Consider the following 13,407-nt stretch of genomic DNA (forward strand, 5'->3'; position numbering starts at 1 on the left):
AGCGTGCCAATATAGAGTCACGCTTTTTGCTCATAAAAAGATACTGATAAACCTTATAATTCATTAAGGATATCATAGATATAACCTATCTCTGCAATAGGTATTTTGACACTATAAGCTTGTTCTATCCCACTAAAGGACTTTTGTATTAATTCTATGTGCTTTTTTTGACACTCTTGAAATTGCTCTTTATTTGGATACTCTTCTATAGGAGATCTTCGAATTAATCTTTCTATCAAGCATCCTACGTGTATTAATATGCTAATCTTTTTATTATTTGATATTTTCGAATTAGCTAGTATTTCATATTGCCTTAGACACTCTTCAATATGTCCTATAACTTTATCAGTATCTAAAATTGTCAAATTCTCTATTAAACGTCTCAGGGAAAAATTATGAATAATATTATTGTTCAACTCATCAAATTTTTCTTCATTCAGATGAGTAAAAATTCTTGTCATTTTTATTTCTGCATTACCTGATACTAGTTCATCTAAAGCAATATATTCTACTTCCTCTATTGCTGGGTTATCCGTTCCTACAATTCCAATAATCTCATACCCTTGAAATATTGAGTTCTCTTTTCCCATTTTCTTTAATTGATTGTAATCGCAGGAAATAACCTTTATATCTATTCCATCGGGCATACTTTCCTCTAATAAGGATTTAATCTGCTCTGCAGTGCCCATCCCAGTATAACAACAGGTTATAATGGCTCTTTGTTTATTTTTCTTAGGATATATAATTTTATAATCTGTATAATTATAATTTCTTGACTTTTTAATAATCTCTGCCAAGTTCAAGCCATTCTTTATCATTTGACCAGTATTTAAGGCCAATTGTGTGGAAACATTATTGATAATTGCAATAGGTACCTTTATCACAGTTTCAAGGGATTGATATACATTTTTTAAGGATCCTGTATCTACTAAAAGTAATATTCCATTGCTAATATCATTATATTTTATATAATCAATTACCCATTCTATGACATCATCAATAGTCTTATTCAAAGGCATATCTACAGCCTCAAATATATTTTCTTCCAATAGTCTATTTGCAACATTTGCTATACTACTAGCCGTTGCATATCCATGGGCTAAAATAATAGCCCTTGGTCTATTATTGATATTTTTAATATGCAAACGATTAAAATATAGGGCCAAAGGAATTAGACTTTCTTCATTGGGCAAGATATCCATTTTAAAAGATAGCATATCCATTATTCTTTTAGCAATTTGCATTTCTTTGCTATAGTTAGTCCTTACATATTCTATAAATCCCTTGGAAATTTTATTTTTATCCTGGAGTACTACGGGATTATTACTTAAATAGAAAAAATAAGCTACAATTGCATGAAGACTATTCCCTCCAAATTTAACATTATAACTATATTCTGCATAACGAAATGCTTCCTGAACACTATTTACTACATATTTCATTAGCATGCTATCCTTTTCAGAGGTTTGATTATAAATTAAGGTATCTATAGTCTTATTAATGCAAAGGGCCGTTCTTCTTTCAAATTTCTCTTTACTTATCTTATCTTTTTTTAACTTTCTATATGAACTTGAAAGCTGTAGAAATAATTCATCATATATATTTTCTTCCTCTGTTTTTTCTTGAAGGATATCTTGTATTGTTGTATTTGGAGTAATTACTATATCCTTTCGCTTTTTTATTTTACTCTCATTTCTCTCCGCAATCTCCCTCAATATATCTTCTGTTAAATCTGAAAGATTAATCTCTAGAGGATCATTTTCTTTGTGTCTTGCGTAGAGTGCAGCGCATATATACTTTATTGAATTTTGCAACTCCCCTACATTTCCAATGTATTTATGGAATATCAAGGCTTCTATTCCATTCCCTGATATCTTTATATTCCGATCTAATACTTGACTTTCATTAATAAAAAATTGGTAAATAAATTCTAATTTTTCTTGATATCCTCTATCTTCTAAAGAAGGGATATTCACTATAATAGGTATTCTCCTTAAAAATGTCTCTAAAAAATTAGACTCTAAATCCTCCGTGGTGGCCATTATAATTCTAACATCAGCTTTATGCCAAACATCATTTTCACCTATTCTTTTATATATACCTTGATCTAAAAAAATAAATAATTTTTCCTGACTCTCACTATTTAGTCTATGAACTTCATCTAGAAAAAGCATGCCTTCATTTGCTGATTCTATTAAACCTTTTGTCGTAACATGGGCACCTGTAAATGCTCCCTTAACATGTCCGAAGAGAATACTGGATAATAGTTCCGGATTATTAGCATATTGTGCACAGTTTAATGTTATAAAAGGTGAATTTGGCTTTAATATTTCATTTTCTACAGAGAAGCGGTGTATTTGTTTTGCTATATAACTTTTTCCAACCCCTGTTGCTCCATGTAGTAAAATAGTTAAACTTGAATTTGGATAAAATACCGATGTTTTTATTTGCTCTATTGATTTTTTTAAGCTCCCCTTTGCCCCAATCATCCCCAATAACGAATCGTCTAAGCTTTTGCTGGCCTCTACTTCTTTAGTCTTCCCTGCACGATTCTCTGCAAGTAATTCATCAAAACTATTATAGATAAACTTAGATGTCTTAAAAAATTTCTTCTCAAAGGTCTTTCTGTGCACAAAGCATACTGGTCTTGTATTGATTTTAAAGAGTTCGGTACCAATTAATTGATTTAAGTAATGACTTACTGTATTGCGTTTGACATTGTATTTTTTTGCTAATTCTTTCGCCGTACATCCAGTACCCAAGTTTTCAATCTTCATTGAATCTGTAGATTTTTTAATATCTTCCATCAATGACTCTTTAAGCAAATCATATCACCCTTTAAATTTGAATTTGTCTTTAGTCTTTATTATTAATAATGGTTTAACAATTGTCAATAATTCATATTTTCTAAATATAATTAAGGGTATCGTTAAAAATAGGATTATCAGCTAAAATTGAGCATAATTTATACACTATGATACAATTCAAAACATATGGTATTCTTCTTTCACTTTTTTCATATTTAATTTTGACACTAATTTGGCATGTTTTTTGCTTCTTAAAGTGTATTATAAATTCAAAATCATAGCTGAATAGTTTTACGAAAGGTGGTTCTTATGACTAGAAAATTATTAATCGCAACCCATGGAACTTTTGCTGAAGGAATTAAATCTTCATTGGAACTAATTATAGGAAAACAAGATTTCATTCATGTACTATGTGCTTATACTGAGGGAATATCCGAGATAAAAAAGCCAATAAAAAATATAATTTCCTCTTTGAAACCTGATGAGGAAATTATTATTGCAACAGATTTACTGGGAGGAAGCATAAATAATGAATTTATGAATTATATTTCATTCCCCAATGTTCACCTCATATGTGGAGTTAATCTTCCCTTATTATTGGAGATTGTTTTAAATATTCAAAACGAAAATATAGAAAAGCTAATTGGAGATTCTATAAAGATAGCTCAGGAGCAAATTCAATACTGTAATTGTCTTTTGGAGAAAAATAGAGAAATATCTGAAGCTTTTTAGTTCTTATTAAATTAAATTGCAACTGTTAAAATTATTAAAAAATAATACACTTAGGGAGAGGAAGTATTGGTTATTATGTCATAACAAGAATTCCCTGGATATAAATTATTCTACCCAAGGAATTTCTTATTTTGTCAATATTTATTATCTAACTGCCCTATTTCAGCTAAAGAGTTATTTCATGGTCTCAATTACCTTTGCCAGTTGATAAATACTTTGAGTTAAATTGGTGATTTTCCCTTCAAATCTCACCAATAGATAAATGGAAATTACCATAGGAAAACCAAAGTTTCCGATCTGCACCAATAATTCTTCCATTTTTCATCCTCCCTTCTCTATTTTCTCTATATCTTTTTACCTCCCGTCCCACATGAAGCTTATCCCTTGCCCTAATAAAACAGACCTGCTGGTAAAAAGCAGGTCTGTTTTATTGCATTACTCTATCTCAAATTCTTTGACTTCTGTTGTGATAAGCTCTGCTTTAGATTTTTCTACCAAGTCTCCACCGGTAGTGATGAAGATATTGTCCCCTAAAATGCTGTCCATTGCTTCTTTAACTTCTATATCGGTTAGATCATCTCTAGCGTTGTCTACTGCTATTTTGCTGGTTCTTCCCTCTGTGTTTTTAAAGGTCATTTCTAGTCTTAATGTTGCCATAGTTTACCCTCCTTTCTCTTTGAATTTTTCCTAGTCCCTTCTAAAGGTTGATAAGCAATACGTCATCTACTCTGTGGATTTCTTCTAAGGGATAGTTTTGTAACCCTGCTAGCTGATTTGCTACACCATAGATGGATTGATTCTCGCTACTGACCTTTACGTTGGAATAGGTCTTGGTTCGGATGATGTCCTTACCACTTTCATTTACTCCGGTTTTTAACTTTAGTTGCATTCTTGAGCTTACTACATTTGCATCTACTGCCATTTTTCTCACCTCCTCTCTACACTTCATAAATGGAAAAGGAAAGAAAAAGTAACCCATTAAAATTTTAACTTTTGGGAATAGACATAGGGAAAACCTTAAAATCTTAGGTTTTTCACTATGTTCATAGAATGACAAAATAGACTGCTATTTTAAAAAAAGAATTCACAAAATATTATCCTTTCATCATCTTATTTAATTGTGTTAATGCTCTTGCCTTTCGCTTTACTATGGCCTGATAAGATAGATTTTTCTCTCTGGCCAGAGACTTTAGTTTTTTTCCTTCTACATAATAGGCAAGAATCACTTCTCTTTGTTTCAGGGAAAGTAAGCTCATGGCCCTATCTAGGGAATTTCTCTGTTCCTTTTCCTCCATCCTTTCCTCCACTTGCTCTCTATCATCAGATAACAAATCCAAATAGCTTGTATTGTCCTCTCCTAGAGGTTGGTCTAATATCACTACTTCTCTTGTCTTTTTTCTTTCATTGACATAATAATAAAAAACCTGTTTTTGCACATAGGCAGCAAAGGGTACTCCTAAAGACTCTTTGTACTCTTTAATCGCTTTGAGGATGACCACTCTCCCCTCCTGTAACCAATCCTCAGTATCTTGGTTTATTCCAAAGTATTTTCTGATACTCTTCACCAGTAAAGGATGAAATAATTGTACTAATTCTTCCTTAGCTCCTCCATTCCCCCTTTGGGCTTTTCGTACAAGATGTTCAATATTTTGTTGTTCAATCATTTTATCACCCCACATTTTTGTGAGGCCGGCCCTTTTCCCCTGCAGGTATGGTTAAGTATAAGCTTTTAAGGGCAATGGGGATATGTTGAACTAAGGGAAAGTATCTGGAGACTTAACCATAGTTTGTGAAAAATGAAGTGACTAAGGGCTAGAACTGAAGAAAGAACAATAGGGTTTTAGGGAAAAGTTAATCTATCCTAAAACTTTAATATAGCAAAAAGGACAAAAAAAGTAAAAATTTAAAGACTCCATCTTATATAAGATGGAGTCTTTAAATTTGATCAAAGGATAGACTGGAAAATACTTTATATCCTATTTACTCTAGTTTTTACAGCTGCCTCCCTTACCGCTTTTGATATATGATCAACTACTCTTTTATCAAAAACATCGGGAATGACATAGTCTTCTTTTAATTCTTCCTGGGAAATGAGATTGGCTATGGCATAGGCAGCCGCTAACTTCATTTCTTGGTTGATTTCCTTTGCCCTGATGTCTAATGCCCCTCTAAATATTCCCGGAAAAGCCAATACATTGTTAATTTGGTTGGCAAAATCAGAGCGTCCAGAGCCTACCACTTTGGCACCAGCCTTTATCGCTAAATCAGGCATAATTTCTGGTATAGGATTTGCCATGGCAAAGACAATGGGATCTTTGTTCATGGATTTAATCATATCCTCTGTAACAATATTGCCTACAGACACTCCAATAAATACATCAACACCTACTAGGGCATCCTTGAGGTTTCCCCTTTTCTGATCTTTATTGGTTATCTTTGCAATTTCATTTTTATATTTATTGTGGGAATAATCTTCATAAAGGATCCCCTCTTTTCCACAAACCAGAATATTTTGTACCCCAAGGTTTAAAAGCATTTTTACAATGGCAATTCCTGCTGAGCCATCACCACTGACAACTACTTTTATGTCTTCAATCTTTTTATTAACAATTTTTAGTGCATTAATTAATCCTGCAGAAACCACAATTGCTGTACCATGCTGGTCGTCATGGAAAACAGGAATATCTAATTCCTTGTTTAATCTTTCCTCAATTTCAAAACATCTAGGGGCACTAATATCCTCAAGGTTGATTCCGCCAAAAGTAGGTGCAATGAGTTTTACTGCCTTTACAATTTCCTCTACCTCATTGGTAGCTAAACAAATGGGAAAAGCATTGACATCGGCAAACTCTTTAAAAAGAATTGACTTTCCTTCCATTACTGGCATAGCTGCCTCTGGTCCAATATCCCCTAAACCAAGTACAGCGCTTCCATCGGTCACCACTGCCACAAGATTTCCCTTTGTGGTATACTTATACGCATCCTTTTGATCCTCATATATTTTTCTGCAAGGTTCAGCTACCCCAGGAGTATAGGCTATACTTAAATCCTCTCTATTTTCTACTTTAATCTTAGAAGTGACTTCTATTTTCCCTTGATTTTCTTCATGCATGATTAAACTTTTTTCTGAAAAATCCATGGTAACACCTGCCCTTAGAAAGTAAATGACAATTTTTATGTCCTTTGAATATTCTCCCTGTGATGTCTAAAGTTTCACTTTGTTTTAACCGTCATAATGGTATCCTCTATTGGATTGATTTCTCCTTCTTTTATTTCAATGGCTTTCATCTCTTGATAATTGGTGATGAGAACAGGGATAATTAAAGATTTTGCCTTTTCTTTTAATATCTCTCTATCAAAGGTAACTAAAGGATCTCCAATCTTTACTTTATCTTGAGCCTTAACATGAACTTCAAAACCTTCACCCTTTAAATCTACTGTATCTAAACCAATATGAATAAGAATTTCCACATTGTTCTCGGTTTTTAATCCCAAGGCATGTTTAGTAGGAAAGACCTCAATGACTTCTCCATCAATAGGAGATAGTACTTTGTTTTCTTTAGGATCAATAGCCACGCCGTCTCCCACCATTTTCTGTGCAAAAACTGGATCATCTACATCTTCTATTTTTATTAGTTTTCCCTTTATAGGAGCTTTAATTTCTAACTTTTTATTTGATTTCTTTAAAATCCCAAACATTGTTTGACCTCCTATTCATTTATATTGCTTACCTGCTTTTTGGTCATAATTTCTCTATGCCACTGAAAGACGTTTTAAAAAAATTGGCTATTGGGTAACCCCTCGGCAGATTATATTTAAAAACATCATTTTAAGCAGAGCCTCTTTAATACACTATTGAATATCTTGCTTTACTCCCTTTACATAAGTATCCAATAAATTCCACTCATCGTCAATAATAATAACATCTGCATCCTTACCTGCCTCTATAGAACCCTTGTAGCTATCTACTCCAAGATATTTTGCAGGATTTTCTGAAGTCATTTTTACAATATCACTTACAGAAGCTTTTACATTCTTAACCACATTTTGTATCGACCCTAAATAACTAAGTTCTACATCCTTTACATTGTCATACTCATATTTATTGATGATTTCTTCTCTGCCATCATCATAAACACATTTTAGAGAATCTTCACCATAGGGACTAAATGTACATTTGCGAATATAGTGATAAAAAGGCTCCTTAACCTGGGCCAATCCAGTACAGTCAGTAGATAAAATAATTTTTTCTGGACCCTTTAGTCTATAGACTATGGCAAAGGCCTCTGGCTTTACCGTCATCCCTGTCTGTTTACTAAATTCAGCATACATATCCTCAAAATACATAGCCGCCCCAACTACCCCTAATCTTCTATGATGAAATCCTCTCATGCCACTGAAGGTATGAGTAAAGCCACCTACCCCCAAATCCTTTACTCTTGCAATGTCCTCAAATTCTGCAGCACTATGACCTATAGAAACCTGAATTCCTTTTTCATGGAGATAAGTAATTACTCTATCTGCATTGGGCAACTCTGGGGCAAGGGTCATTAGTTTTACATTTCCTTCACCGGCACTTTCCAACAAGCTTTCTGTAATTTCTATGGAAGGATCTATACAATATTCTTCTTTTTGCATTCCTTTGTATTCTTTATTGATAAAGGGACCTTCAAGATGAATGCCCAATACTTGGGAGCCCTTTTCTGGTATCCATTCTTCCATAAATTCTCTAGCATCACTGGCTTGTTTCTTTAACTTCTCTACTGCATTTGTTGCTGTACTTGCTAAGTAGGAAGTTACCCCTACTTTGACAAGTCCTTTAGACATATTCTGAAGGGCTTTTTTATCCCCTTGGAACTTAAAGGAACCCGTTGCCCATCCATGAATATGCATATCAATAAAACCTGGTATGATAATCCCATTGGTATAATCCACCACATCTTCTTTTTCATCAACTTCTTGAACAATGCCCTTGATTTTTCCATGTTCAATATTTAAATACCCTTTTTGAAAGCCCTCAGGTGTATAAATATTTTCAGAGTATAAAAACATATAATTTCCCTCCCCTGTTTATATTATAGAAATATCGTGACTATCTTTTTCTGTCCTAGTGCAAAGACCAATAGTCTTTATTGGCTTCTAGTAAATCATCTAATACAGCCTTTGCTTTTTCAGGATTAACAATGGTTCGATTTAAGGTTAAAGCCTGTAGTGCTTTTGTATAATCTTCTTCCAGATAGGCTTCTACTGTTAATTTCTCATAAGCATATTGTCCTTCAATAAGTCCCTTGTAGAAGGTGCCAATCTTTCCTATCCGATAAGGCTCTGCCCCATTTTGAGTCAATGCCGCGACTACTTCCACCATAGCATCGTCAGGTAAGTTATTGATGACGCCTTCATTTCTCATAATAATGACATATAATTGCTTTAAATCATAGGCAATAGATTCAGCTACCTCCACCATCATATTTCCATGTACAGCTCCACTTAAAAAAGGAATATTTTCTAAAGATTGTTGCTCTCTTGCCTGCTTGCAGATATCTAATATTTTCTTTTCTCTACCAACTAAAGCCTCATCAGAACGTGTAAAGTTTGGATCACTCTCGGCTACAATTTCCTCTGGAAAAAGATAATATTGGAGATAGGTATTGGGTAAATATTCTGGGAAGAAGGATAGAATTTTATTTACATTTTTATAGGTATTTAACCATGAAGCTTCTCTTTGCTCTGCATTATATGGTTTAAAGTCATTTCCTTGCATAAGGTATGATTTTAACTTTGGTAACAAGTCTTCTCCTGTTGGCTTATGGTATAGGTGGGTAAACCAACCAAAGTGATTCAATCCAAAATATCTTGGCTCAATATCATACATATCTACATTCAATACTTTTCCAAAGGATTTAATCATAGAATAGGGCTGGTCACAAATGTTTAATATTCTTTTATCCTCTGGAAACACCTTATCTAAAGCTACAGCTACGATGGCAGCTGGATTGGTATAATTTAAAATCCATGCATCCGGTGCATACTCTCTAATCTTTTTCACCATATGAATCATAGCCCCTATAGATCTCATTCCATAGGCAAATCCTCCTGGACCACAGGTTTCCTGCCCAACCAAACCATGTTTCAGAGGAATCTTTTCATCTAAGGATCTCATCTCAAGATTTCCTGCCCGCATATTGCAAAGGACAAATTCTGTGTCTATATAGGCTTCGTCCTCATTGTCTGTGAATAAAACCTCTACCCCTGGATAGTACTCCTTCATGGTGAGTTCTATATAATTTCTCATGGAATTCATTCTCTCCATGTTGATATCAAATAAAGTTAGCTTTTTTAATGGGAACCTGTCTTTATATTCAATAAGGCTTCCAATCAAAGCAGGAATACGAGTACTCCCACTTCCAACGATTGTTATCCCTAATTTTCTTCGCTTCATAACATTACCCCTCTCTGCATATTTATATATGAAATTAAGATTTGTACTAAAGCATGCAAACCTACTCTTGAGATTAGATCATTGTATTTGGTTTCCACTTGATGTGCAAAACAATACATCTTATGATTGGCGATGCGTTGTAGGCTATTGTTGGAAAAAGCCACTAAAGCAATAACATCTATTCCTTTTGCCCTAGCTCTTTTGGCAATATTTTTTATAATTTCAGTTTCCCCCGATAGAGAAATGGTTAATAGAGTTTCATCCGGTGTTAGACTATCCCCTAAGGCTCCAATGAGGTTTTGATCATCAATAAATATAGAACGTACTCCTAGCATTGCCAGTCTAGAACTTAATAAATTCCCTATGGGCTTTGAAGCTCCTCTTGCCATAATGTAAACTACCTTTGACTTCAATAACCTATTCGCAATAGACTTTACATTATCTTCCCTTTGAAGAGACAAGGTTTTGCTTACTTCATCATGAATAGAGCTCAATATATCATCATAGGAAAAATCTTGAATACTTTTTTCTTTATTCTGTATATGTTGTTTAAAATAATATCTCAGCTCACTATAGCCATCAAAACCAAGTTTCTTGGATAAATTAATGATGGAAGTTTTTGAAACATACATACGTTCAGCAAGTTCATTGGCTGTTAAATGCAATATTTCTTTTGGATTCTTCATCAAAAATTCAATAATTTTTTTCTCCAAATCTGTTAGCTCTTCATAGTTTTCTGTCAACCTGCTTAAATCCATTTTTCACCTTTCCCTTCTCAAAATTGTAAATTCCTCTACTGCATATCTAGTTCCTCTCCTATTTGATCAAATACGTTGGAATATCCTTTTTCAATAGGTAAATTCATCTGGTTATACTCCTCCACTTGCAGGTCTTAAGTTCATGGTACCATAAGAAAATAGCTTTTTAAGCATTTCAGCCCCTTTAAGACTATATACAAGAGATTTTCCGTTGGTAAATTTTTTCGACCAAAGTATATCCATTACTTAATAAATAAAAATCCCCAAGATTCCCGATAAAACCAATACAATAATAGGGTTCACCTTCTTGATGGCTACCAAAAGAAAAACCACAATAGCAATAATTATGCCATAGACATCGATTATGGCTTCTTCCACCAATAATAGAGCTGCTGAAGCAATCAATGCTAAAACCGCAGGTCGGATACCCCCTAGGGCATTTTGAATGGTTTGGTTTTGTTGAAATTTTAAAAATAAATGAACTAAGATTAAAACAATAATAAATGAGGGTAGCACTACTCCTAAAGTGGCAAGGGCTGAACCAAGAATCCCTCCTAATTCATGTCCTACAAAGGTTGCCATGTTAATAGCAATAGGTCCAGGGGTCATTTCTGCTATGGCCACAATATCCAAAAATTCTCCTTTGGTCAGCCAGCCATGAGCACTTGTAACTTCCTCTTGAATGAGAGAAAGCATAGCGTATCCTCCCCCAAATCCAAAGGAGCCAATTTTAAAAAATGTGAAAAATAAGTCTACGAAAGTACTGATCATTTTCTTTCCCCCTGTCTTACTGTTGAATGGGTTGAAATGAAAATTCCTAAAGCTGCTGATCCTAAAATTAATACTATAGGATGAATATCTAAAAATATAATCGCCAGTAAACTAAATATAGAGATAATGATTCCTGCCATAGAAAATTTTGAGGATTTCACTAGCTTATACACCGCTGCCGCAATTAGGGCAACCACCGCTGGCCTGACACCCTTAAAAATACTATCTACAACAGAATATTCTCTAAAATTTCTAAAAAACATTGCAATGATTAGAATAATGGTAAAGGATGGAATAACTGCTCCTAATGTAGCCATAATAGATCCCTTTACTCCTCCAACCTTATACCCTAGAAACACCGCACTATTAACGGCAATAGGACCAGGAGCAGATTGAATCACTGCAAACATATCCATAAATTCTTTATCGGTAAGCCATTTTTTCTTGTCTACAATTTGCTCTTGAATAAGGGGTACCATAGCATAACCTCCCCCTATGGTAAAAGCACCTATTTTTAAATAAATAAAGAAAAGTTCCCATATTTTTTTCATATTTTTATTGCATCCCTTCCCTTTGGTTTTGAATCTTGTAAGTCAGGTAGGCTGGGTTTAAAATCATGATTTTAAACCCAGCCTACCGCCTATTTATCTAATATTTTGCTTGACGCCCTTTACATAAGTGTCAATTAAATTCCATTCATCATCTATGACAATAACATCTGCATCTTTACCTGCTTCTATAGAGCCCTTATAGTGATCTATTCCTATATATTTCGCAGGATTTTCCGAGGCCATTTTGACAATGTCCCTAATGGAGGCTTTTACATTCTTTACTACATTTTTTACTGAGCCTAAATAGCTAAGTTCTATATCCTTTACCTGCTCATAATTATTTTTATCCATAATTTCTTCCCGTCCATCATCATAGATAAGCTTTACATCACTACCAAAGGGAGTAAATGTGCACTTGCGAATATAGTGATAAAAAGGCTCCTTGACCTGGGCTAATCCAGTACAGTCGGTAGATAAAATAATCTTCTCCGGACCCTTTAGTCTATAGACTATGGCAAAGGCCTCTGGCTTTACCGTCATCCCTGTCTGTTTACTAAATTCAGCATACATATCCTCAAAATACATAGCCGCACCAACTACCCCTAGTCTCCTATGATGAAATCCTCTCATGCCACTAAAGGTATGGGTAAAGCCACCTACCCCCAAATCCTTTACTCTTGCAATGTCCTCAAATTCTGCAGCACTATGACCTATAGAAACCTGAATTCCTTTTTCATGGAGATAAGTAATTACTCTATCTGCATTGGGCAACTCTGGGGCAAGGGTCATTAGTTTTACATTTCCTTCACCGGCACTTTCCAACAAGCTTTCTGTAATTTCTATGGAAGGATCTATACAATATTCTTCTTTTTGCATTCCTTTGTATTCTTTATTGATAAAGGGACCTTCTAGATGGACACCGATGACTTGGGAGCCCTTAGTCGGCTCCCAATTTTCTATGAATTTTCTTGTATCCTCTAATTGCCCCTTCAATGTATCTACAGCATCTGTGCCTGTTGTTGCTAAGTAGGAAGTTACCCCTACCTTGACGAGGTCCTTGGACATGTTTTTTACCGCTTCTTTGTTTCCATTTAACCACAGAGAGCCTGTTGCCCAGCCATGCATATGAATATCGATAAAACCAGGTATGATAATCCCATTGGCATAATCCACAACATCCTCTGCATCAACTTCTTGAAATATACCCATTATTTTTCCATCGTGAATATTTAAATACCCTTTTTGAAATCCTTCAGGAGTATAAATATTTTCTGAGTATAGGAACATCTCATTCCCTCCCATTTTTTTATTTCTATGCAGCTGGGCGACAAAATCTCGCCCCTCTATTT

The 13,407-nt window shown here is 34.3% G+C and carries 14 protein-coding genes; 1 reads left to right on the plus strand and 13 read right to left on the minus strand.

Annotation, left to right across the window (positions count from 1 at the left end; genetic code table 11):
* Positions 1-53 precede the first annotated feature (53 nt).
* A complete protein-coding gene (locus NSA47_RS04515; protein ID WP_257529724.1) occupies positions 54-2,825 on the minus strand; it encodes a sigma 54-interacting transcriptional regulator in 2,772 nt (923 codons plus the stop codon).
* Positions 2,826-3,116: 291 nt separating this feature from the next.
* On the opposite strand from NSA47_RS04515, the gene NSA47_RS04520 reads away from it, so the two are divergent.
* The gene (locus NSA47_RS04520; RefSeq protein WP_257529725.1) at positions 3,117-3,539 is read left to right on the plus strand and encodes a PTS sugar transporter subunit IIA; all 423 of its coding nucleotides are present in this window, start codon (positions 3,117-3,119) and stop codon (positions 3,537-3,539) included.
* 174 nt (positions 3,540-3,713) lie between these two features.
* On the opposite strand, the gene NSA47_RS04525 is transcribed toward NSA47_RS04520, so the two are convergent.
* From NSA47_RS04525 to nagA (NSA47_RS04580), 12 genes are all read right to left on the minus strand, one after another.
* Positions 3,714-3,857, minus strand: coding sequence for a YvrJ family protein (locus NSA47_RS04525; RefSeq protein ID WP_257529726.1), 144 nt, complete (start codon positions 3,855-3,857; stop codon positions 3,714-3,716).
* Between the two features lie 117 nt (positions 3,858-3,974).
* The gene (locus tag NSA47_RS04530) at positions 3,975-4,196 is read right to left on the minus strand and encodes a DUF2922 domain-containing protein (protein ID WP_257529727.1); all 222 of its coding nucleotides are present in this window, start codon (positions 4,194-4,196) and stop codon (positions 3,975-3,977) included.
* Positions 4,197-4,236: 40 nt separating this feature from the next.
* Complete coding sequence (locus NSA47_RS04535) at positions 4,237-4,461, minus strand: DUF1659 domain-containing protein (protein ID WP_257529728.1); 225 nt, start codon at positions 4,459-4,461, stop codon at positions 4,237-4,239.
* Between the two features lie 172 nt (positions 4,462-4,633).
* Entirely contained in the window at positions 4,634-5,203 is a 570-nt protein-coding gene (locus NSA47_RS04540; protein ID WP_257529729.1) for an RNA polymerase sigma factor, read from the minus strand.
* Between the two features lie 305 nt (positions 5,204-5,508).
* On the minus strand, positions 5,509-6,678 hold the full coding sequence (locus tag NSA47_RS04545; RefSeq protein WP_257529730.1) for an NAD(P)-dependent malic enzyme: 1,170 nt from the start codon (positions 6,676-6,678) through the stop codon (positions 5,509-5,511).
* A gap of 74 nt (positions 6,679-6,752) precedes the next feature.
* Positions 6,753-7,238, minus strand: a complete 486-nt coding sequence (locus NSA47_RS04550) for a PTS sugar transporter subunit IIA (RefSeq protein ID WP_257529731.1) — start codon at positions 7,236-7,238, stop codon at positions 6,753-6,755.
* A gap of 153 nt (positions 7,239-7,391) precedes the next feature.
* A complete protein-coding gene (gene nagA / locus NSA47_RS04555) occupies positions 7,392-8,591 on the minus strand; it encodes an N-acetylglucosamine-6-phosphate deacetylase (protein ID WP_257529732.1) in 1,200 nt (399 codons plus the stop codon).
* Positions 8,592-8,646: 55 nt separating this feature from the next.
* Complete coding sequence (locus NSA47_RS04560) at positions 8,647-9,978, minus strand: family 4 glycosyl hydrolase (RefSeq protein ID WP_257529733.1); 1,332 nt, start codon at positions 9,976-9,978, stop codon at positions 8,647-8,649.
* Positions 9,975-10,736, minus strand: a complete 762-nt coding sequence (locus NSA47_RS04565) for a MurR/RpiR family transcriptional regulator (protein WP_257529734.1) — start codon at positions 10,734-10,736, stop codon at positions 9,975-9,977. Before NSA47_RS04565 ends, NSA47_RS04560 begins: the two co-directional genes overlap by 4 nt.
* Before the next feature lie 246 nt (positions 10,737-10,982).
* Positions 10,983-11,507, minus strand: a complete 525-nt coding sequence (locus tag NSA47_RS04570; RefSeq protein WP_306811108.1) for a chromate transporter — start codon at positions 11,505-11,507, stop codon at positions 10,983-10,985.
* Positions 11,504-12,058, minus strand: a complete 555-nt coding sequence (locus tag NSA47_RS04575; RefSeq protein ID WP_257529735.1) for a chromate transporter — start codon at positions 12,056-12,058, stop codon at positions 11,504-11,506. Before NSA47_RS04575 ends, NSA47_RS04570 begins: the two co-directional genes overlap by 4 nt.
* A 93-nt stretch (positions 12,059-12,151) precedes the next feature.
* Complete coding sequence (nagA, locus tag NSA47_RS04580) at positions 12,152-13,345, minus strand: N-acetylglucosamine-6-phosphate deacetylase (protein WP_257529736.1); 1,194 nt, start codon at positions 13,343-13,345, stop codon at positions 12,152-12,154.
* Positions 13,346-13,407 lie beyond the last annotated feature (62 nt).

The organism is Irregularibacter muris, assembly GCF_024622505.1.
GTDB lineage: Bacteria > Bacillota > Clostridia > Eubacteriales > Garciellaceae > Irregularibacter > Irregularibacter muris.

What these genes read in the sequence shown, in the direction of transcription:
- NSA47_RS04520 (WP_257529725.1), top strand. Translation starts at nt 3,117, where the DNA reads ATGACTAGAAAATTATTAATCGCAACCCATGGAACTTTTGCTGAAGGA.
- NSA47_RS04525 (WP_257529726.1), bottom strand. Translation starts at nt 3,857, where the DNA reads ATGGAAGAATTATTGGTGCAGATCGGAAACTTTGGTTTTCCTATGGTA.
- NSA47_RS04530 (WP_257529727.1), bottom strand. Translation starts at nt 4,196, where the DNA reads ATGGCAACATTAAGACTAGAAATGACCTTTAAAAACACAGAGGGAAGA.
- NSA47_RS04535 (WP_257529728.1), bottom strand. Translation starts at nt 4,461, where the DNA reads ATGGCAGTAGATGCAAATGTAGTAAGCTCAAGAATGCAACTAAAGTTA.
- NSA47_RS04540 (WP_257529729.1), bottom strand. Translation starts at nt 5,203, where the DNA reads ATGATTGAACAACAAAATATTGAACATCTTGTACGAAAAGCCCAAAGG.
- NSA47_RS04545 (WP_257529730.1), bottom strand. Translation starts at nt 6,678, where the DNA reads ATGGATTTTTCAGAAAAAAGTTTAATCATGCATGAAGAAAATCAAGGG.
- NSA47_RS04550 (WP_257529731.1), bottom strand. Translation starts at nt 7,238, where the DNA reads ATGTTTGGGATTTTAAAGAAATCAAATAAAAAGTTAGAAATTAAAGCT.
- nagA (WP_257529732.1), bottom strand. Translation starts at nt 8,591, where the DNA reads ATGTTTTTATACTCTGAAAATATTTATACACCTGAGGGCTTTCAAAAA.
- NSA47_RS04560 (WP_257529733.1), bottom strand. Translation starts at nt 9,978, where the DNA reads ATGAAGCGAAGAAAATTAGGGATAACAATCGTTGGAAGTGGGAGTACT.
- NSA47_RS04565 (WP_257529734.1), bottom strand. Translation starts at nt 10,736, where the DNA reads ATGGATTTAAGCAGGTTGACAGAAAACTATGAAGAGCTAACAGATTTG.
- NSA47_RS04570 (WP_306811108.1), bottom strand. Translation starts at nt 11,507, where the DNA reads ATGATCAGTACTTTCGTAGACTTATTTTTCACATTTTTTAAAATTGGC.
- NSA47_RS04575 (WP_257529735.1), bottom strand. Translation starts at nt 12,058, where the DNA reads ATGAAAAAAATATGGGAACTTTTCTTTATTTATTTAAAAATAGGTGCT.
- nagA (WP_257529736.1), bottom strand. Translation starts at nt 13,345, where the DNA reads ATGTTCCTATACTCAGAAAATATTTATACTCCTGAAGGATTTCAAAAA.